The 18,500-nt window shown below is 59.5% G+C and carries 20 protein-coding genes; 10 read left to right on the forward strand and 10 right to left on the reverse strand.

The features are described from left to right. Window positions 1-5: 5 nt before the first annotated feature. Window positions 6-1,415 carry an MORN repeat-containing protein gene (locus TRM7615_RS07055; protein WP_108786199.1) on the reverse strand — a complete coding sequence of 470 codons (1,410 nt, stop codon included), beginning with the start codon at window positions 1,413-1,415 and terminating at the stop codon, window positions 6-8. A gap of 156 nt (window positions 1,416-1,571) precedes the next feature. Here TRM7615_RS07055 and TRM7615_RS07060 point away from each other — a divergent pair, with 156 nt between their 5' ends. The 3 genes from TRM7615_RS07060 to TRM7615_RS07070 all read left to right on the forward strand — a co-directional run bounded on the left by TRM7615_RS07060 (window position 1,572) and on the right by TRM7615_RS07070 (window position 5,843). After that, a complete protein-coding gene (locus TRM7615_RS07060) occupies window positions 1,572-3,230 on the forward strand; it encodes an NAD+ synthase (RefSeq protein WP_108786482.1) in 1,659 nt (552 codons plus the stop codon). 112 nt (window positions 3,231-3,342) lie between these two features. Next, window positions 3,343-4,674: an NAD(P)/FAD-dependent oxidoreductase gene (locus tag TRM7615_RS07065; RefSeq protein ID WP_108786200.1), complete on the forward strand. Its 1,332-nt coding sequence runs from the start codon at window positions 3,343-3,345 to the stop codon at window positions 4,672-4,674. Window positions 4,675-4,784: 110 nt separating this feature from the next. Beyond that, complete coding sequence (locus TRM7615_RS07070) at window positions 4,785-5,843, forward strand: dipeptidase (protein WP_108786201.1); 1,059 nt, start codon at window positions 4,785-4,787, stop codon at window positions 5,841-5,843. A gap of 38 nt (window positions 5,844-5,881) precedes the next feature. Here the strand turns inward: TRM7615_RS07070 and TRM7615_RS07075 are convergent, their stop codons facing one another. After that, complete coding sequence (locus TRM7615_RS07075; protein ID WP_108786202.1) at window positions 5,882-6,814, reverse strand: MBL fold metallo-hydrolase; 933 nt, start codon at window positions 6,812-6,814, stop codon at window positions 5,882-5,884. A 131-nt stretch (window positions 6,815-6,945) separates the two neighbouring features. Here TRM7615_RS07075 and TRM7615_RS07080 point away from each other — a divergent pair, with 131 nt between their 5' ends. Together TRM7615_RS07080 and gltX are read left to right on the forward strand one after the other, a co-directional pair. Then, window positions 6,946-7,374, forward strand: a complete 429-nt coding sequence (locus tag TRM7615_RS07080; RefSeq protein ID WP_108786203.1) for a DUF1801 domain-containing protein — start codon at window positions 6,946-6,948, stop codon at window positions 7,372-7,374. Window positions 7,375-7,479: 105 nt separating this feature from the next. Further along, window positions 7,480-8,802, forward strand: a complete 1,323-nt coding sequence (gene gltX / locus TRM7615_RS07085; RefSeq protein ID WP_108786483.1) for a glutamate--tRNA ligase — start codon at window positions 7,480-7,482, stop codon at window positions 8,800-8,802. Window positions 8,803-8,871: 69 nt separating this feature from the next. Here gltX and TRM7615_RS07090 read toward each other — a convergent pair whose 3' ends face one another. After that, window positions 8,872-9,441: a gamma-glutamylcyclotransferase family protein gene (locus tag TRM7615_RS07090; RefSeq protein ID WP_108786204.1), complete on the reverse strand. Its 570-nt coding sequence runs from the start codon at window positions 9,439-9,441 to the stop codon at window positions 8,872-8,874. A 96-nt stretch (window positions 9,442-9,537) separates the two neighbouring features. On the opposite strand from TRM7615_RS07090, the gene TRM7615_RS07095 reads away from it, so the two are divergent. Next, the gene (locus TRM7615_RS07095; protein ID WP_108786484.1) at window positions 9,538-9,984 is read left to right on the forward strand and encodes an RrF2 family transcriptional regulator; all 447 of its coding nucleotides are present in this window, start codon (window positions 9,538-9,540) and stop codon (window positions 9,982-9,984) included. Here TRM7615_RS07095 and TRM7615_RS07100 read toward each other — a convergent pair whose 3' ends face one another. Together TRM7615_RS07100 and TRM7615_RS07105 are read right to left on the reverse strand one after the other, a co-directional pair. Continuing rightward, entirely contained in the window at window positions 9,985-12,513 is a 2,529-nt protein-coding gene (locus TRM7615_RS07100; RefSeq protein ID WP_108786205.1) for an ABC transporter permease, read from the reverse strand. It abuts the gene before it with no gap. Continuing rightward, window positions 12,510-13,205 (reverse strand): ABC transporter ATP-binding protein, encoded by a 696-nt coding sequence (locus tag TRM7615_RS07105; RefSeq protein WP_108786485.1) that lies wholly within the window; start codon window positions 13,203-13,205, stop codon window positions 12,510-12,512. Before TRM7615_RS07105 ends, TRM7615_RS07100 begins: the two co-directional genes overlap by 4 nt. 50 nt (window positions 13,206-13,255) lie before the next feature. On the opposite strand from TRM7615_RS07105, the gene TRM7615_RS07110 reads away from it, so the two are divergent. Together TRM7615_RS07110 and TRM7615_RS07115 are read left to right on the forward strand one after the other, a co-directional pair. Beyond that, window positions 13,256-13,888 carry an arylesterase gene (locus TRM7615_RS07110; protein WP_108786206.1) on the forward strand — a complete coding sequence of 211 codons (633 nt, stop codon included), beginning with the start codon at window positions 13,256-13,258 and terminating at the stop codon, window positions 13,886-13,888. 58 nt (window positions 13,889-13,946) lie between these two features. Beyond that, window positions 13,947-14,564 (forward strand): SOS response-associated peptidase, encoded by a 618-nt coding sequence (locus tag TRM7615_RS07115; protein ID WP_108786207.1) that lies wholly within the window; start codon window positions 13,947-13,949, stop codon window positions 14,562-14,564. A 40-nt stretch (window positions 14,565-14,604) separates the two neighbouring features. Here TRM7615_RS07115 and TRM7615_RS07120 read toward each other — a convergent pair whose 3' ends face one another. The 3 genes from TRM7615_RS07120 to TRM7615_RS07130 all read right to left on the reverse strand — a co-directional run bounded on the left by TRM7615_RS07120 (window position 14,605) and on the right by TRM7615_RS07130 (window position 16,032). Further along, a complete protein-coding gene (locus TRM7615_RS07120) occupies window positions 14,605-14,811 on the reverse strand; it encodes a cold-shock protein (protein WP_108786208.1) in 207 nt (68 codons plus the stop codon). A 223-nt stretch (window positions 14,812-15,034) separates the two neighbouring features. After that, window positions 15,035-15,592, reverse strand: a complete 558-nt coding sequence (locus TRM7615_RS07125) for a L,D-transpeptidase (protein WP_108786209.1) — start codon at window positions 15,590-15,592, stop codon at window positions 15,035-15,037. A gap of 56 nt (window positions 15,593-15,648) precedes the next feature. Next, a complete protein-coding gene (locus TRM7615_RS07130) occupies window positions 15,649-16,032 on the reverse strand; it encodes a hypothetical protein (RefSeq protein ID WP_125133654.1) in 384 nt (127 codons plus the stop codon). A gap of 120 nt (window positions 16,033-16,152) precedes the next feature. On the opposite strand from TRM7615_RS07130, the gene TRM7615_RS07135 reads away from it, so the two are divergent. Then, window positions 16,153-16,536, forward strand: a complete 384-nt coding sequence (locus TRM7615_RS07135) for an acyl-CoA thioesterase (RefSeq protein WP_108786211.1) — start codon at window positions 16,153-16,155, stop codon at window positions 16,534-16,536. A 3-nt stretch (window positions 16,537-16,539) separates the two neighbouring features. Further along, window positions 16,540-16,968: a thioredoxin TrxC gene (gene trxC / locus TRM7615_RS07140; protein ID WP_108786212.1), complete on the forward strand. Its 429-nt coding sequence runs from the start codon at window positions 16,540-16,542 to the stop codon at window positions 16,966-16,968. Between the two features lie 18 nt (window positions 16,969-16,986). Here the strand turns inward: trxC and TRM7615_RS07145 are convergent, their stop codons facing one another. Together TRM7615_RS07145 and TRM7615_RS07150 are read right to left on the reverse strand one after the other, a co-directional pair. Then, window positions 16,987-17,205, reverse strand: coding sequence for a hypothetical protein (locus TRM7615_RS07145; RefSeq protein ID WP_108786213.1), 219 nt, complete (start codon window positions 17,203-17,205; stop codon window positions 16,987-16,989). 383 nt (window positions 17,206-17,588) lie between these two features. Then, entirely contained in the window at window positions 17,589-18,482 is an 894-nt protein-coding gene (locus tag TRM7615_RS07150; protein ID WP_108786214.1) for a GIY-YIG nuclease family protein, read from the reverse strand. Window positions 18,483-18,500 lie beyond the last annotated feature (18 nt).

Raw genomic sequence — 18,500 nt, forward strand, 5'->3', positions numbered from 1 at the left:
GCGTATCAACCGTCCGAGGCGTTGTCGGTCTTGAGCGCGCCGTTTTCCCAGTCACCCTGTTCCTCTTGCCCGCTGGCGTAGCGCATGGTGCCCTTGCCTTGACGTTTGCCGTTCAGGAAGTTGCCTTCGTAAATATCGCCATTGGCATATGTCGCAACGCCATAGCCGCTGATCTTGCCGCCAGACCAGGCGCCACTATATTTGAAACCGCTGGCCATCACGATTTCTCCGGTGCCTTCGCGCTGACCATTGAAGAACTGTCCGGTGTAGACAGAACCGTCAGGATAGGTGGCCTTGCCTTGGCCATGACGAACGCCGTCTTTCCAATCGCCGTCATAGCGATACCCGTCGGCATAAGTCATTATGCCTTTGCCGTCGTTCTTGGCGTTCTTGAATTCGCCCTTGTAGACAATGCCATTTGCATAGGTGGCCGTGCCATTGCCCTCGATCACGCCGGCAACCCAGTCGCCCTCGTAGCTGGAGCCGTTGGTGTATGTGATCTTGCCCACGCCGTCCGCCAGATCGGCGCGGAAGTTACCCTCATACATTGACCCGTCGGGGTAGGTGACCTGTCCTTGGCCCTCGATCTGGCCTGCGATCCAATTGCCGGTATAGACATAGCCATCCGTGCCGGTGAACGTCCCGGTCCCTTCGCGCCGATCATCGGCGAACTGACCTTCGTAAACGTCGCCGTTGGCATAGGTCACCCTGCCGTTGCCCTCGCGGCGACCGGCGATCAAATCGCCTTCGTACACATCACCGTTAGGCTGTGTCAGCTTACCTTGGCCGCTGATCTGCCCATCGGCCCACAAGCCAACGTAGATTAGCCCGTCCGGCAACGTCAGAGTGCCTTGACCGTGCCGCTGGCCATTCAGGATTTCGCCCTCATACGCCCCGCCATCGGGGTAGGTGACTTTGCCCACGCCCTGTTTTTGTCCATCGACCCAATCGCCGTCATAGACATAGCCACCTGGGCTTTGCATCACGCCCTTGCCGTGGTGTTGTGCGTTCAGAAAGCTGCCCTCGTAGCGGACACCGTTGGCGTAAACCGCCACGCCCTGTCCGTTGATCACACCGTCTTTCCACTCGCCTTCATAAGTGCCGCCGTCCGAGAATGTGATGCGACCTAACCCCTCCGGCTTGCCCTTGGAAAACTCGCCCTCATAGACCGAGCCATTGGGGAACCGCGCAACGCCTTCGCCCTTGATCTCGCCATCGACCCATTGGCCGGTGTATTCGTATCCATTGGGCAGGCGGTATGACCCGGTGCCGTGCTGCAAGCCACCTCGGAACGTTCCCTCGTACACGCCGCCGATGGCGTCCTGAGTGGTCAGAACCTGAGCCTCTTGAGCCCAGACAGCGGTGGTCACGGTCAACGCGGAAACAACGACTGTCGCGATGCGGATCTGGTTCATGAGTGTTTTGCCTGCCCTATCTGTGGCCAGCCTTGTGGCTGACAACGTAAAATTAAGTCAGGTCGCGCCCATGAGCAACGCCTTTTGCCGCAGATGGGTTTCCATGCGCCCGTGATCTGCTACATCGCTGGAAACATCAGCGAAAATGAGAGCCCGATGACTGACCGCTTCCGCATTACTCTGGCGCAACTCAACCCCACCGTTGGCGATTTGATCGGCAACGCCGAGCAGGCAAAACGGGCGTGGGACGTGGCGCGTGAGGCCGGGGCGAACCTGCTGGCACTGCCCGAGATGTTCATTGCCGGTTACAACCCGCAAGATCTGGTTCTGAAGCCCGCGTTTCAGCAGGCGGCGATGGAACAGGTGCGTGAACTGGCCAAGGCCTGCGCAGATGGTCCGGCGATGGCCATTGGTGCGCCTTGGGTGATCGATGGCAAGCTCTACAACGCGTATGTGGTTCTGCAAAATGGCAAGGTGAGTGCCGTCGTGCAGAAACACCATCTGCCAAACGAGGCTGTGTTCGACGAAAAACGCGTTTTCGAACCCGGCCCGGTGGCGGGGCCGTTTTCGGTCGATGGTGTGCGCATCGGATCGCCCATTTGCGAAGATGCCTGGCACGAAGATGTGGCGGAGACGCTGGAAGAGACCGGTGCCGAGTTCCTGCTGGTGCCCAATGGCTCGCCCTATTACCGCGGCAAGCATGACATCCGGCTCAGCCATATGGTGTCCCGTGTTGTCGAAACCGGGTTGCCACTGATCTATTTGAACATGGTGGGCGGGCAAGACGATCAAGTCTTTGACGGTGGCAGTTTTGCGCTGAACCCAGGCGGTGCACTGGCCCTGCAACTGCCAGTGTTTGACGAAGAGATTTCGCATATCGAACTGGAGCGCCTGGATTATGGTTGGCGGGTTGTCGACGCCGCCAAGGCGAGCCACCCGTCCGAGATCGAGCAGGACTATCGCGTGATGGTCGAAGCGTTGCGCGACTACATGCGCAAGACTGGGTTTTCCAAGGTGGTATTGGGTCTCTCGGGTGGGGTCGACTCGGCGTTGGTCGCGGCCATCGCGGTCGACGCCTTGGGGGCGGATAATGTGCGCTGTGTGATGCTGCCGTCAGAGTACACCAGCCAAACCTCGCTGTCAGATGCGCGGGCCGTGGTGGATGCCTTGGGCGTGCGTTACGACACGGTGCCGATTGCTGACAGCCGGGCCGCTGTGACGGATACACTCGCGCCGCTGTTTGCAGGCACCGAACCCGGATTGACCGAGGAAAACATTCAGTCCCGTCTGCGGGGGCTGTTGCTCATGGCGATCTCGAACAAGTTCGGCGAGATGCTGCTGACCACCGGCAACAAATCCGAGGTCGCAGTCGGCTATGCCACGATTTATGGCGACATGAACGGCGGCTATAACCCGATCAAGGATCTCTACAAGACGCGCGCGTTCGAAACCTGCCGTTGGCGTAATGAACATCACCGCGCCTGGATGCGCGGGCCTGCGGGTCAAGTGATTGCGCCGTCCATCATCGATAAACCCCCAAGTGCCGAGCTTCGTGAAGATCAGAAAGACAGCGACAGCCTGCCGGATTATCCGGTGCTGGATGCGATACTGGACATACTGGTCGATCAGGATGGCTCTATTGCCGACTGTGTTGCGGCGGGGTTCGACGCAGATGTGGCTCGCAAGGTCGAGCATCTGCTGTTGATCAGCGAGTACAAGCGGTTTCAATCAGCCCCGGGGGCGCGCCTAAGTCGTCGTGCGTTCTGGTTGGACCGACGCTATCCAATCGCAAACCGGTGGCGCGACACAACTTAACTCTCAGACTGAGTCCTTGAGACCACAGTGGAGTGAAAGATGTGCAGAGGCCTTGTCTCGGACGTATTGCGCATTCCATATCACCTGAGTTGCCAGAAGTGATTTTCCAGCCATGCCCGGACCTCGCCTAACAGAATTCTATTCGGACCTCGCGTTGCCGAAAAAGGTCGACGTCGTTGTGATCGGCGGAGGGATCATCGGTGTGTCGACGGCGTTGGAATTGGCCGACCGGGGCGTTTCGGTTCTGCTGTGTGAAAAGGGTCAGATCGGGGCCGAGCAGAGCTCGCGCAACTGGGGCTGGGTGCGACTGGGGATGCGCGACCCGCGTGAGATCCCCCTGATGGTCGAGGCCATTCGGATGTGGCATGGGCTGGACGAGCGGTTGGGTCGCAAGACCGGCTATACTCAATCAGGTATCATGTTCGGCGCGTCGGGAAAGCGCGACCTTGCCGGGTTGGACCGGTGGGCCGAGCATGTGGCAGGCCTGCAAGAGGGCGACCGGATTGCGCAGGGCGTTGATCTGGACGATGTGCTGGCCGGTCATCAGATGCGCTTGGCGGGGGGTCTCTACATGCCCGGTGATGGCCGCGCCGAGCCGCAATGGGCGGCGCCTGCAATCGCCGAAGGCGCCCGCGACCGCGGGGCGTCGATCCTGACCGGTTGCGCCGTTCGGTCCATTGATGTGCAAGGCGGCCAGGTTGCTGGCGTGATCACCGAGCGTGGTCGCGTGGCGTGTGATCAAGTGGTGCTGGCGAGCGGGGCATGGTCGCGCCTTTTTGCCGGGAATGCGGGGATTGATCTACCGCAGCTCAAGGTGCTGAACACGGTTATGCGCACATCACCGGTCAAAGATGGCCCAGAGGTTGCGCTGTGGTCGGACAAGTTTGCCATCCGCAAACGGGCGGATGGGGGATACACCATTGCCTCGGGCCACGAAAACACCGTTGACCTGGTGCCGGACAGCCTGCGGTTGGCCTGGTCGTTCCTGCCCGCGTTCCGTCAGGAATGGCGCTCGCTGAGGTTCCGTTTGTCCAAACGCTGGCTGGAGGAGGCGCGACAGGATCGAAGGTGGTTGCCAACGGATGTAACCCCGTTCGAGCAATGCCGCATCCTGGATCCTGAACCCTCGGACAAGATTCTGCGCAAGGCTTGGGGCAGCGCGCGCAAAGCGTTTCCCGCCCTTGAGAAAGCCGAGATCGTGCAAAGCTGGGCCGGGATGATCGACGTGACACCGGACGCGATCCCGGTGATGTCCAAGGTCACCGACCTGCCGGGCATGCATATCGCCACCGGATTTTCTGGCCATGGCTTTGGCATCGGTCCCGGCGCCGGGCGCTTGATGGCCGATCTGGTGACGGGGGCGACCCCGCTGGTGGACACTTGGGAGTTCCGGTTGTCGCGGTTCAAAGATGGCACGCGCGTGGCCCCTGACCCTGGTTATTGAAGGCATGTCCCAGACATTGACGGGGCAACCAATCACATTGATCTGACACGCCGTCCATTGCTACGAACAAGGGTATTACGGTTCAAAAGATTAGAGGTCACCCGTCCGCCATGCAGCCTTCACATCCCTTTGTTTTTGATGGTCACAACGATGTTCTAAGCCGAATGTTGTCGCGGTTTCCGTCAAACTATGCCGAAACGTTTGAAGCCGGTTGGGATGGCCATATCGATATCCCGAAGGCCAAAGCAGGTGGTTTGGGCGCGGGGTTTTTCGCGGTCTATATCTCCTCCGGAGGGGACGGGCCCAATATCCTCGAACTCATGCAGGGTCATGGCTATGATCTCCCTTTGCCTGCGCCGTTACAGCTCAGCGATGCGGGCCCTGTGGCGTGGCAGCAGATCGAAATCCTGAAAACGTTTGAAAAACACGGTCTCGTCCGGATTTGCACAAGCGTTTCACAGATCAATGAGAGCGTGGAAGACGGGGTGATTGCCGCCGTCCTTCACATGGAAGGCGCCGAGGCGATTGGGCCTGATCTGGCTGAGTTGGATGATTTCCACGCGGCGGGATTGCGATCTTTGGGCCCGGTCTGGAGCCGCCCGACCATATTTGCCGAGGGGGTACCGTTTCGGTTTCCCTCTACGCCGGACATTGGCGGTGGCCTGACAGAGGCTGGGCTCAGATTGGTGCGCCGCTGCAATGAGCTGGGGATAATGCTGGATGTATCGCATCTGAATGAAGCGGGGTTTTGGGATTTGGCGTCTACAACCGACGCGCCGATTGTGGCCACCCATTCCAACGTACACGCCATCTGCCCCCATTCCCGCAACCTGACCGACAAACAGCTTGTGGCGATTGCGGAAAGCGGCGGGGTGGTCGGCTTGAACTATGCCACCGCCATGATGCGGACGGACGGGCGAATGGTGGCAGATACACCCGTGGCTGAAATGATCCGGCATCTGGAACACATGCTGGGCATCCTGGGCGAAGGCGGCGTGGCACTTGGGTCGGATTTTGACGGCGCCATGGTGCCGGAAGCTATCGGTGATGCCAGCGGGCTGGGTGTTCTGAGGTCAGCGATGGGTGAGGCCGGGTTTGGTGCAGAGCTGATCGAGAAGATCTGTCACCGCAACTGGCTGGATGTTCTGGCCCGCACGTGGCGCACGTAAGGGGGCGGTGGCCCAACTGGCAGGCCACCGCGTGAGTATCAGCCCATCAACTGATAGCTGACCGGCACATAGCGGAAGCCATCGTCGCGGGTTTCTACATAGCCAGCGGCGGGGAAGGGCATGTGATAGCCGATCATCGGGATCTTGTCGGCCGCCAGCATGCCCAGAACACGACGGCGCGATGCGGCGGCATCCTCGGGCGAGGCATCAAAGCTGAAGGCCCAGTCGGGGCGTGCAAAGCTCCAGACATAATGGTTGGCCAGATCCGCCGTCAGCACCAGCTGCCGCCCGCCGCTTTCCAGCATATAGCAGGTGTGGCCGGGCGTGTGGCCATGGCTGGCCACCGCAGTCACGCCGGACACGACGCTGTCACCGTCGTTAAGGAACGTCATCTTTTCAGCCAGCGGCGTGACCAGTTTGGCGACCATGTCACCCACGCGGTTCCCGGCCTCCATCTTGGACCAGAAGTTGTATTCAGCTGCTGCCGTCACATAGCGGGCGTTGGGGAAGGTCGGCGCGCCGTCGGTCATCATGCCGCCGATGTGGTCGGGGTGCATGTGAGTGATCACAACTACGTCGATGGCGTCTGCCGAGACGCCCGCCTGGGCCATCGCTTTGGCAATACCGCCCTGGCCCAGGCCGGTATCGAACAGAACAATTTCGCTTCCAGTGTCGATCACGGTCGGGGTGAAATAGAATTGTACACTGTCCGAGGGAACGAAATTCTCGGCAGACAGCTGTGCGAATTCCTCATCCGATGCGGCTTTGCCGAACAGGTCCTTTGGACCTTCGCGCATGGCGCTGCCGTCCAGCAAGGTCGTCACGGACATGTCGCCCAATTTGAAACTATGCGCCAGCGGGGCTGGGGCCTTGCCACCATGTCCACCTGCTAACAAGGGCGACGCAGCGGCAGCAAGCGGAAGGGCGGCAGCACCGGTCAGCGCGGCGCGGCGGGTCATGTTCAGGGTCATCGGGTCACTCCTTGTTGGTCTTTCAACATGCGTTCGAACATCATCAAAGCTAGTCCAGTTCCGTGGCAAGACCATCACCTTCGCGTGTGCTTGTTCTGGTGTGGCGGTTTGATGCCGCTTAGAGTGGCGAGATGAGCGCCAACAAGACCCAACCCACAGATGCGGATGTCGCCAAGTACCTTGCCGGGGTGCTGCCCGCGTCAAAAGCGGCAGACGCCGTGCGATTGGATCAGATGTTTCGCCAGATCACCGGGTTTCAGCCGGTGATGTGGGGCGAGGCCATCGTGGGGTACGGGCGGTATCACTATCGCTACAAGTCAGGTCGCGAAGGCGATTTTCTGGCCACCGGATTTGCGCCGCGCAAAGCGGCCCTGTCGATCTATATCATGCCGGGTTATGCGGATTTCGGGGATATCCTGGCGCGTCTTGGGAAGCACAAGATCGGCAAATCCTGCCTCTACGTGAACAAGTTGGCCGACATTGACCTGGATGTTCTGGGTGAACTCATTCACGTAGGGTTGCGCGATTTGGCAACCCATTGGCCGGTCGAGCCGACCTGAGCCTTCTTCTTGGTCCAAATACGGCCGCCGCAGGCACAGTCACCGCGCCCTGTACTGGACAAAACCGCGGGCCTGTGACAAGGGACGCGGCAACAGGAGATGCTGATGACCACCACCCGTTTCGCCCCGTCGCCCACCGGTTACATTCACGTGGGCAACCTGCGCACCGCGCTGATGAACTACTTGATCGCCCGCAAGGCAGGCGGCACGTTCATCCTGCGCATCGACGACACCGACCCTGAGCGGTCGAAAGAGGAATATGTCGACGGCATCAAGCAGGATCTGGAATGGCTGGGCCTGCAATGGGACCGAGTCGAGCGGCAGTCCGAGCGGCTGGATCGCTATAACGCTGCGGCTGACAAGCTGCGCGATTTGGGTCGGTTTTACGAGGCATTCGAGACGCCGACCGAGCTGGACCTGAAGCGCAAGAAGCAACTGAACATGGGTAAGCCGCCGGTCTATGACCGTGCCGCGCTGAACCTGTCGGATGCCGAAAAGGACGCCCTGCGTGCCGAGCGTGGCAATGGTGTCTGGCGCTTCAAGCTGGATCACGAGCGGATCGAATGGACCGATGGCATTCTGGGCGACATCTCAATCGATGCCTCCAGCGTGTCGGACCCTGTTCTGATCCGCGGTGATGGTCAGCTGCTCTACACTCTGGCTTCGGTTGTCGATGACACCGAAATGGGCGTGACGGATGTTGTGCGTGGGTCTGATCACGTGACCAACACCGCAACTCAGATCCAGATCATCAAGGCGCTTGGTGGCGATTGCCCGCGCTTTGCGCATCATTCGCTGCTCACTGGCCCGCAGGGTGAGGCTCTGTCGAAACGTCTGGGTACCTTGGCTCTGCGTGATCTGCGCGAGGCGGGTGTGCAGCCGATGGCTCTGCTGTCGCTGATGGCGCGTCTGGGGTCGTCTGACCCGGTGGAACTGCGCACTGAGATGGCTGAACTGATCGACGGGTTCGACATCAATCGCTTTGGTGCGGCTCCGACCAAGTTCGACGAGCAGGACCTGTACCCGCTGACCGCACATTACCTTCAGACACTGTCGTTGGATGCCGTGGCAGACACCGTCGCAGGCGTTGGTGTGCCGGGCGATCTGGCCGAGGCATTCTGGCTAATGGCGCGTGGCAATATCACCACGCTGGCGGACCTGGGCCCCTGGTGGGATTTGTGCCGCGACGGGGCCGAACCGCTGATTGACGACGAAGATCGCGACTTCATTGCCGAAGCTATGGCGCTGTTGCCCGTAGAGGTGGACGGCGACACGTGGGGCAGCTGGACCAAAGCCGTGAAAGATGCCACTGGCCGCAAAGGCAAGGGTCTGTTCATGCCACTGCGCAAAGCGTTGACCGGGCAAGAGCGCGGGCCGGAGATGGCCGTGTTGCTGCCGCTGTTGCAGGTGATCAAGGCGCGCGGGTAAATCCGCCTCTGGCGGCCGTATTCGGAACGAGAAGAACAAGGGCGGCTCTGGACCAGGGCCGCCTTTTTCTTATGCCGGTTGGATGGGTTTGACGTTTAGGTCAGAGAGGTGGTGATCCACCAACCCAGTCTCATCCGCGGTCAGCGTCTGATGACGCGGATAACGCGGTTCAGAGCGATCATCCAAGATCGGCGCGTCCCAGCCGTCAGTGGTGGCAAAGAAGTCGGCAACACCATCAAGGCCGAACATCTGGTGATAGCCCTGCACAACCACGTCCAGATAGCTCAGTAAAATCGGGTGGCGCGTGTCCGGGGGTGATTGGCGTTCTATAGGCACGGCATAGACGGCGATGTCGGCCGGGTGGGTCAGGCCGTGGGTGATGGAGTAGGTCGCCGAATGGCGGTCATAGGCCCATTCGCGCTCATCCAAGGCGGCCCAATCGTTGCCCGGGACATGGGCGATCAGCCCGTCGATCTCGGACGCCTCACACGGAACAGCCGTCAGAAAGGCCACCGGGCGCAGGTCGGTGTGCCGCCAGGCCCGCCGCCAGCCCCGCAACCGTGCTGGTTGCGGGTCGAGGTAGTCGTGCGTGGCGCGATTCACCAGGCTGCCATAGCCAAAGAAATAGGGGGCGCTCATCGTTCTCCTGCCGCAAAGCTCCATTGATGTATGTCAAACCGCTTTTTTGCGGGATGTGCAATACAGGACGCAGCCAAGGACCGAGGAGGCGTTGCCATGCGTATCACCAAAAGAACCAACATTGCTGTGCGGTTGCTGATGTATTGCGCCGCGCATACCGACCGGCTGGTGACAAAATCCGAGATCGCCGAGGTCTGCAACATCTCGGAAAACCATCTGGCACAAGTCATCAACCAACTTAGCCAGTTGAACTTCCTGAGCACGCAGCGGGGCCGCAACGGTGGCATGAGCCTGGCGCGCACAGCCGATCAGATCCGCATTGGCGAGGTGTTCCGCCACATCGAGGGCAACCTGCCAATTGCCGAGTGTTTTGCGGATGTCGACAACACCTGCCCGCTGACGGATGCATGCCGCCTGCGCGTGGCGCTGAGTGACGCGGCACAGGCGTTTTATGCCTCGCTGGATGAGATCACACTGGACGCTTTGGTTTGTGACAATGTCGATCTGCTCAAAATCCTGCAGCCGGTCACCTGCGGGCGCTGATTACTCGCGCGCCCGCAAATTCTGTGCCGGGCTTGCCGATAGAGGCCGCCAGGCAAAGGCAAGCCCTGCAAGCAAGGTGGCTAACACGCCGCCCGATACGATGGCTATGGCCGAGGGCCAGATTACGGTGAAGTCGGTCTCGAGTACATAATTGCTTACGGCCCATCCCCCCAACACACCTGCCAAAAGCGCGATGCAGCCCGCTGCAGCCCCTAAGAATGCGGAACGCAGCGCAAAGCTGGACAAGACCCTCGCGCGAGTCGCACCCAGTGTTTTCAGGATCGACGCCTCATAGGTGCGCGCAGCTTCGCCTGCGGCGGCGGCCCCGATCAGCACAAGGAAACCGGTTAACAGGGATGCACCTGCGCCGTACGATGTTGCCGCGGCCAAGCCGGCCAGAACATCTGATACCCGGTCGATGGCGTCTTTGACACGGATTGCGGTGATGTTGGGATAGGCTTCGGCCAGGTCGCGCAGGATCTGCGTTTCGGCTTCTTCCTCGGCGTAGACGGTCGAGATGAAGCTATGCGGAGCACCGGCAACGGCCGCGGGGTTCATCGTCATCACAAAGCCGATCCCAGCGGTCGAGAAATCAACTTCGCGGAACGAGGTGATCGTCGCCTCGATATCGCGGCCGAGGATGTTGACGGTCAACTTGTCGCCCAATGACAGACCAAGTTCTTCGCCTTCTTCAGCGGCAAAGCTGATCTGGGGCGGGCCAGCGTAATTCTCGGGCCACCATTCGCCTTCCAGTAGGCGGGTATTGTCGGGCATGTCGGCAGCATAGGTGATGCCCCGGTCGCCTTCGATGACCCAGTGATCGCCTGCAACCTCGATAGCGGATTCGCCGTTGATCTGGGTGATCACGCCGCGCAGCATCGGGGCGCTTTCGATCTTGCTGACGGCCGGGTCATTTTCCAACCGTTCCATGTAACCCGGCATCTGATCTTTCTGGATGTCGACAAAGAAATACGACGGCGCGATGTCGGGCAGGTTGCCGGAAATGGCATTACGCAGGTTGCCGTCGATCTGCCCGACAGCGGCCAGAACCGACAGACCCAGACCCAGCGACAGCACAACCGAGGCCGCCCCTTCGCGCGGGTCCGAGATGGCGGCAAACGCCCACCTGAGCGCGGGTTTGCCACGGGCAGGGCGCGCGCTGATGCGGGCCAGTTTGCGCAATCCAACGGCAGAGAGAGACAGCAACAGCAGGGTGCCGATCAAACCGCCTGCGGTCCAGAGCGTCAATTCAGCTGAGCCACTGAACCAGGCCGCAAGACCGACGAGCAGACCCAAACCGCCCAGAGTGGCCAGCACATATCCAAAGCGGGGCAGCAGGCGCGCACGGCTCAACGCATCACGGTAAAGCGCGGCAGGGCCGATCTCGGCCGTGCGGGACAGGGGCCATAGGGTGAAGACAAAGGCAGTCAACATGCCGTACAGCGCGGCCTCGGCCAGCGGGCCCGGATAGATAGCAAAGGCTGCGGGGATGGGCAGGCGCGCCTCGATGATGGGGGCGAGCAGGACCGGGACAAGGCCACCAAGCAAAAGGCCCATGGCGATGCCCAGGATCGACAGCGCACCAATTTGCAGGAAATAGGTTTGAAAGATCGTGGCCCGGTCCGCGCCAAGAGTTCGGAAAGTGGCGATCGTGCTGGTCTTGCCTGCTAGATATGATCGCACAGCCGCGGAAACACCGACGCCGCCGACGGCCAGACCAGCCAGGCCAACCAGGATGAGAAACGCACCCAACCGGTTCACAAACTCAGCCACGCCGGGCGCACCATTGCGGGCGTCCGTCCAACGCATGCCCGAGGTGGTAAAAGCGTCCTTGGCCTGTTCGGACAAGGCAATCAGATCGGCCTCATCCGGCAGGTCCATGCGGTATTTGGTCGAATAGAGCGATCCGGGCGCCAGCAGCCCTGAATTTTGCAGGTCCGCGGTGCGCAGCAAGGTTCTGGGTCCCAGGCCAAAACCATCTGCGGCCCCATCGGGCTCGCGGGTCAATTCGGCCATCAGGACAAAGTCCTGCGTACCCAGACGGAAGGAGTCACCAGGGGTCAGCCCCAAACGGTCCATCAGGACACGGTCCATGACAGCGCCAGGAAGCCCTTTGGCCCCTTCAAAGGCAGTGGCCAGCGGCATTTCGGGGGAAAGCTGTACAGCACCCACCAGCGGATAAAGCTCATCGACTGACTTAACCTGCGTCAGCCCGCGTTCGGTCACACCGTTGTTGTCAACCACGGCCATGGACCGGAAATCGGTAACCTCGGACACTTGGGTGGCGTTTTCGCCCATCCAGGCCCGTTCGAGCTCTGATGCAAAGCGATAGGTAAATTCCATTTGGGCATCGCCACCCAGAATGGCAGACCCTTCGCGGGTTAGCCCTTCGGTGATGCCTGCGCGGATCGACCCAACGGCGGCGATGGCTGCAACCCCCAGGGCGAGGCAGGCCAGGAAGATGCGAAAGCCGCGCAGACCGCCACGCAATTCTCGGGCCGCAAAGCGGGACGCGAGACGCAGGCTCATTCCGCGGCCTCTTGGGCCGCTGTTTCATCAATGCGCCCGTCGCGCAGGCGGATCACCCGGTCACACCGCGCCGCAAGGGCGCGTGAGTGGGTGACTAGGACAAGCGTTGCCCCATGGCGGTCACGCAAATCAAACAGCAGGTCCATGATAGCATTGCCATTGGTGCCGTCCAGATTGCCGGTCGGTTCATCCGCCAGAAGGATGTCGGGTCGGGGTGCGATTGCGCGGGCGAGTGCCACGCGTTGTTGTTCACCACCCGACATCTGGGTCGGGTAGTGATGGGTTCGATGGGCAAGCCCCACGGCCTCCAGCTCGGCTTCGGCCCGGTCGAACGCGTCGCGGTGACCGGCAATCTCGAGCGGTGTTGCGACGTTTTCCAAAGCGGTCATCGTCGGGATCAGGTGAAAGTTCTGAAACACCACGCCCATGTGTGCCCGACGAAAAGTGGCCAGCTGGTCCTCGGACATGTCAGTCAATGTCTTGCCCAAGGCGGTGATTTTGCCGCCTGTCGCCTGCTCCAGCCCGCCGATCAGCATCAGAAGCGAGGATTTACCCGACCCGGACGGCCCGATCATGCCCAAAGTCTCGCCCTTTGCCACCTCAAGCGAGATCGAGTGCAGAATATCCACCCGTCCGGCATTGCCATCCAGCGACAAACACGCATCTTGGAGGGTGAGAATGGGCTGTGTCATGTGGGCTGTCCTGTTTTCGTTGTTCATTGGGATATGGAGTGTACTGCGAAATGCGCAAGGTTCTGATTGCTGGGCTTTTTGTCTTGTGCGGTTTTCCGGCAACGGCAGAACCGGTGGTGATCGCCGCTTTGGGGGACAGCCTGACCCAAGGGTACGGCCTGCCGCAGGGGCAGGGGTTTGTGCCACAGATGCAGGAATGGTTGGACAAGCAAGGGGTCGAAGTAGAACTGGTGAACGCAGGCGTTTCAGGCGATACAACCGCCGGCGGGGCCGCGCGCGTCGCCTGGACCCTGACGCCCGAGGTGGACGCGATGATCGTGACGCTAGGCGGCAACGACATGCTCCGCGGGATCGACCCGGCTGCTGTTCGCCAAAACCTGACAACGATCCTGACTGCTGCGCGCGATGCGGATGTGCAGGTGCTGCTGGTTGGTATGCAGGCGCCGGGTAACTACGGACCTGAATACAAAGCGGAGTTTGACAACGCTTACATTGAATTGGCGGACGAGTTCGAGGTTTTGCTGGCCGAGAGCTTTTTCCAGGGCTTTCCAGTGAACGACGATCCATCTGCGGTGCAGCAATGGATGCAGGCAGACGGCATTCATCCGAATCCTGAAGGTGTGAACTTGATAGTCGAAGGATTGGGACCCCAGGTGCTGGAACTTGCGAAGGCCGCAAACTGACTTGCCATAAGGTGATGCGATCCGTCAGGCTTGCCCCAACATCAAAAGGGGGGATCGGATGCCAGGACGATTTTTTCTGACCAGGCCGATGGCCGAGGTTGCTGAACGGTTGGATGAACCGGTGGGCGATCTGACGGATGAACCGCCTCGCCAGAATATTCAGCCGGGGCAAGAAATCGTAGTGCTTACCATGCAAGGATTGACCCGCATGCGGTGGGGGATGATCCCCGTTGGTCGGGTCAATGCACGGGGGCGTCCGGTGATGGAGACGATCATCAATGCGCGTTCGGAAACCGTGTTCGATAAATCAGCCTTTGACGGAGTCGGGCGGGCCGTCATTCCGGTCGATGGTTGGTACGAGTGGACCGGTGAGAAGCGGCGCAAAACGCCATGGCGTTTGTCGGCCAAGGATGGGCAGATGCTGTACTTTGCTGCCATCACCGATGTCTGGACTGCACCTGGTGGGCTGCAGGTCCCGCAAGTTGCGGCCGTCACTTGCGAACCAAATGCAGATGTCGAACCTATTCATCACCGGATGGGGGTCATCCTGCATGTCGATGACGTGCAAACATGGCTGTCGGAGGATGAGGGCGTTGTCCGCAATCTGATGCGGCCCTTGCCCAACGGCTTGCTGGAGATCCGCGAAGCCGTGGATGTGGACTGGTCAGGTCCGTAAAGGACGGGTCATTAAGTGACCCGCCCTTTAAGTTCAGAGCTTAAACAACTGCGATGTTTACAGCTGCTTCGCGGCCGTCACGGCCGGGCTCGATGTCAAAGGTGACTTTCTGGTTGTCGGCCAGGCCGGTCAGGCCGGCGCGCTCAACAGCCGAAATGTGCACGAACACATCCCGTCCGCCGCCTTCGGGCGCAATAAAGCCGTAGCCTTTGGTGGTGTTGAACCATTTGACGGTGCCATTTGCCATCGTCGTATTCTCCTGTTTTGTGCTGCCCACGGAATGCGGCAACCCGGCTAAGTCAGTGCAAGATCGAAGACTGTGCCGGTGTAGGAGCAGTGGGGTCGATAGCGTAACGTCGCACCGAGAATGTGGAGCGATTGGGGGCCAGTTTCAAGAAAAAACTATCTTTTGCAACGCGTTCAGAAGATTGCAGCGGAGCAAGCTGCGGACCGGTTTTCAGGCGGCGACTTCAGAGGACCGTCACAACTGTTCCCAAGGGCACTCGTGTATACAGATCCTTGACGTGCTCGTTCATCATTCGGATGCACCCATTTGAGGCCGCCTGACCGATGGTTTCAGGCTGAGTTGTACCGTGAATGCGGAAATAGGTGTCGACGCCGTTCTGGAACAGATAGAGTGCCCGCGCGCCCAACGGATTGTCCGGGCCGCCGGGCTGCACATATTTGTTGTTGGCAAACTTGGCATAGGTCTGGGGCGAGCGCTCGATCATCTCTTGGGTCGGGCGCCAGGTGGGCCACTCTTTCTTGACGTCGATCGTGGCGGTCCCGGTGAATTCCAACCCGGCCTTGCCAACGCCGCAGCCATAGCGGATCGCCTTGCGATCGTCGGTCACGAAATACAAGTAGAAGGACCGCGGCAGGATCAGCAGCCGACCGGGTTCATAGCCTTTCTTGATCCGAACCTCTTGCGGCGTGGGATCAAAGACCGCGGCGCTCTGGGACAAGGCAACCTGAGGCAGGGCGCCTGCTGCGGTAGTTGCGGCAAGAAAGCTGCGTCGTGAAAACATGACCGACCTCATTCAATATTCATGTATATCCAATTTTGAAGGTCTGACCGGGCAGGTCAACGGTTTTGCTGCCAATATCGGAAAAGTGATAGCAAAGCTGCGGCAGTAAAGGCGCAGGTTGCGATCCAACCAAAGTACCACATCTGCCCTGCAATCGCGTCCTCGGCATAGGACGCGGCGAAGCGTGTTTTCCCAAGCGTGGCAACGGCATAGCTTGCAATCGTCAGAACGGAGAACCCAACTGATGTGACGCGCCCCGAGAGCTTGAGCGCGGCTCCGATAGCGAAAATACCCAAACCGATGGTCAAACCGATCCAGATCACCTTGACCGACCACCAGGGGTGCGCGCCCAGCATCTTGGGCAGGTCCAGGGCTGTTGCCACCCCTGCAAGCAGGAGCAACAGGACAAAGGGCAGGATCATCTGTCTGGCGTGTGTCATGGTCCAGACCTAGGCGGCAAGCACCGGCAGTGAAACCCGTGTTACGGTTTCGTGAACTCCGTTGCAGTTGGGCGGGTTTCCCGGTCTACTGTGCGTGCCGCAGCGCAGAAGGAGCAAGATATGACCGACCGGACAGAGCCAAAGGGTGACCTGACCCTCAGGACCCTTGCCATGCCCAAGGACGTGAATGTGAACGGGGACATCTTTGGCGGATGGGTGCTCAGCCAGATGGACATCGCCGCAGGGATCATGGCGGGCGACAAGGCGCATGGGCGGGTTGCGACCGTTGCGGTGGACGCGATGAAATTCATCCGGCCTGTGCATGTGGGCGATGTGCTGTGCATCTATTGCCATCTGGCGCGGGTGGGGCGCACGTCCCTTGGGATAGAGATCGAGGCCTGGGTACTGCGTGACCGTTACGGTGATCGGGAAAAGGTGACCGAGGCGGTGTTCACGTTCGTGGCCATCGACGAGGAAGGGCGGCCGCGCCCGGTTGAGGGCTGATCCATGGGCGACAAGACACTCACCTGCCTGAGCTGCGGGCAACTCAACCGCGTGCCCGAGGCAAAGCTACGGGCCGGGGCGAAATGCGGCAAATGTTCTAAGGCTCTGGTGCCTGCGGACGCGGTTGAGGTCTCACCCGCGATCCTGGAGAAGGCCAGCAAGAACGACGATCTGCCGCTGGTGGTGGATTTCTGGGCGCCGTGGTGTGGCCCGTGCAAGATGATGGCGCCCGAGTTTTCCAAGGCTGCAAAGAAACTCAGCGGGCGGGCGCGGCTGGTCAAGGTAAACACGCAAAAGCACCAATCGACCGGAGGGCGCTATCGGATCAAGGGCATCCCGACGATGGTGGCGTTCGAGCGCGGCAAAGAGCGCAAGCGACAAGCAGGCGCGCTGCGGGCGGGTCAGATCGAAGGATGGGTCAGGGGGCGCTAAAGAGTTAGGGATGAGCGCTCAGGCGGTTTCCAGCTCGGCGGTCAGAACGGCCGGGGGCTGCGGCGGGTCGGTGCGTCCACGCATCAAAAGCACGCCGATTGTGGCAAAGAGCGCGAGCGACCCGACCAGCGGATAAAGCGCCAGCGACAGCCACAGCGGCAGGGCAAAGACGGTATAGCCCAGGACAGCGGCCAACAGCCCGCCAAAGAACCCCGAGATCAAACCAACCCAAGCCAAAACGCTTACCTCCTGCTGCGCATGTCGGCACACATGTTGAGTACAGTGTGCACGATTCACCGTATGGTACAATCATAGGTTATCTAGAATTGTGTTCAAACTGGGGCAAACCCGTAGGTTCGGCGCATTTTCGCTAAATTTGTTAAACCCACCAGCGAGCGACCGCCCACCTAGGGTTGTGGTGGATGGGCTGGTTTTGTGTTGCGAAGCAAAGGGTTCTGAGGATGGGGCTTTTCTCGGTTCTACGATCTAGCAGGTTTCCGCTCGGATGAGCGTTAACGATCTGTCCCAAAAGGTCGTGTCACAAGGTGGCACGACCCGCGTCTGACCTTCCCCCTGGGAAGGCGCGGGTCTCTTGTTGATCACTTGCCCTGTAGTATGACTTAGTCTTGTAACAGCGCCTCTTTCCATTCTCCGTAGTTCATCGTGTTTCCTTGAACGTACCATGTAGTTCGCCCATTTCGCGAGGAACCAAACAAAAAAACTGCGGCAGCGCTGGGGCTAGAAAATGCAATGTCTTCGATTAGCCTAAAGGTATTTTCGCCAACTTTAGAGATTTTTCCTACAGCTAGACTTTGATTCCTCAAGTTTTTCAACCTTTCAGAAAATGATGCAGCTTCCTTGAGGTCGCCTGTCGAGCCAGCAAGAACAACGAACTCCCCGTCGACTTCCCTTGCAGTGGCTGAAATGCCCTTCCTTTTGTTCTCAATTGCAAAAGTTGGGGTTTCAACGGAATCTGCGGCAAGGCCTGTAGTGGAGGAGGAAACGACCTTCCTGAAAAAATCTACGCCAACGACTGGTAAAACTAGCTTCAGTTGCTCAAGAAACGATTCCATATCGGAGATATCAGCCTCTGGTAGCTTATCAAAGCTAGGGTCAGTTCGATTTGTGACTTGGGACTTTTTAGCCTCTTTTAACAACGTAATGAGGCGACCTTCGAGATATTTCACATGGGCTTTTGTAAGGTTCATGTCTTTGTTGGTAACAGCGATGAAGCGTTCCCAAAAATCTTTGTCATCGTCTCTTGAGTGGCTGGATAAGCGTGTAGAGATGTCATCTCCCTCGCCAATGTAAACCAAAGGAAGATCTGCGTCGAAAGGTGAGCCATACAGGATGTATATTCCCGTCTTCTTCAATTCGCTTCGTTTTAGTGCTGTTTCTAGCCGGATGCGCGGCGCGGAGAGTACATGGCCTGTCCAATTGACGATTTCTGCTGTCAGAATTCCCGTGGGCGTTCCCTCCGCTAAGAAGAGACGTACAGATCTTCCTGTCGGCATAACAATACCTTTCTAAAC

The organism is Falsiruegeria mediterranea M17 (assembly GCF_900302455.1).
GTDB lineage: Bacteria > Pseudomonadota > Alphaproteobacteria > Rhodobacterales > Rhodobacteraceae > Falsiruegeria > Falsiruegeria mediterranea.

Coding starts and splice junctions, on each gene's coding strand:
- TRM7615_RS07055 (WP_108786199.1), bottom strand. CDS start 1,415: ATGAACCAGATCCGCATCGCGACAGTCGTTGTTTCCGCGTTGACCGTG.
- TRM7615_RS07060 (WP_108786482.1), top strand. CDS start 1,572: ATGACTGACCGCTTCCGCATTACTCTGGCGCAACTCAACCCCACCGTT.
- TRM7615_RS07065 (WP_108786200.1), top strand. CDS start 3,343: ATGCCCGGACCTCGCCTAACAGAATTCTATTCGGACCTCGCGTTGCCG.
- TRM7615_RS07070 (WP_108786201.1), top strand. CDS start 4,785: ATGCAGCCTTCACATCCCTTTGTTTTTGATGGTCACAACGATGTTCTA.
- TRM7615_RS07075 (WP_108786202.1), bottom strand. CDS start 6,814: ATGACCCTGAACATGACCCGCCGCGCCGCGCTGACCGGTGCTGCCGCC.
- TRM7615_RS07080 (WP_108786203.1), top strand. CDS start 6,946: ATGAGCGCCAACAAGACCCAACCCACAGATGCGGATGTCGCCAAGTAC.
- gltX (WP_108786483.1), top strand. CDS start 7,480: ATGACCACCACCCGTTTCGCCCCGTCGCCCACCGGTTACATTCACGTG.
- TRM7615_RS07090 (WP_108786204.1), bottom strand. CDS start 9,441: ATGAGCGCCCCCTATTTCTTTGGCTATGGCAGCCTGGTGAATCGCGCC.
- TRM7615_RS07095 (WP_108786484.1), top strand. CDS start 9,538: ATGCGTATCACCAAAAGAACCAACATTGCTGTGCGGTTGCTGATGTAT.
- TRM7615_RS07100 (WP_108786205.1), bottom strand. CDS start 12,513: ATGAGCCTGCGTCTCGCGTCCCGCTTTGCGGCCCGAGAATTGCGTGGC.
- TRM7615_RS07105 (WP_108786485.1), bottom strand. CDS start 13,205: ATGACACAGCCCATTCTCACCCTCCAAGATGCGTGTTTGTCGCTGGAT.
- TRM7615_RS07110 (WP_108786206.1), top strand. CDS start 13,256: ATGCGCAAGGTTCTGATTGCTGGGCTTTTTGTCTTGTGCGGTTTTCCG.
- TRM7615_RS07115 (WP_108786207.1), top strand. CDS start 13,947: ATGCCAGGACGATTTTTTCTGACCAGGCCGATGGCCGAGGTTGCTGAA.
- TRM7615_RS07120 (WP_108786208.1), bottom strand. CDS start 14,811: ATGGCAAATGGCACCGTCAAATGGTTCAACACCACCAAAGGCTACGGC.
- TRM7615_RS07125 (WP_108786209.1), bottom strand. CDS start 15,592: ATGTTTTCACGACGCAGCTTTCTTGCCGCAACTACCGCAGCAGGCGCC.
- TRM7615_RS07130 (WP_125133654.1), bottom strand. CDS start 16,032: ATGACACACGCCAGACAGATGATCCTGCCCTTTGTCCTGTTGCTCCTG.
- TRM7615_RS07135 (WP_108786211.1), top strand. CDS start 16,153: ATGACCGACCGGACAGAGCCAAAGGGTGACCTGACCCTCAGGACCCTT.
- trxC (WP_108786212.1), top strand. CDS start 16,540: ATGGGCGACAAGACACTCACCTGCCTGAGCTGCGGGCAACTCAACCGC.
- TRM7615_RS07150 (WP_108786214.1), bottom strand. CDS start 18,482: ATGCCGACAGGAAGATCTGTACGTCTCTTCTTAGCGGAGGGAACGCCC.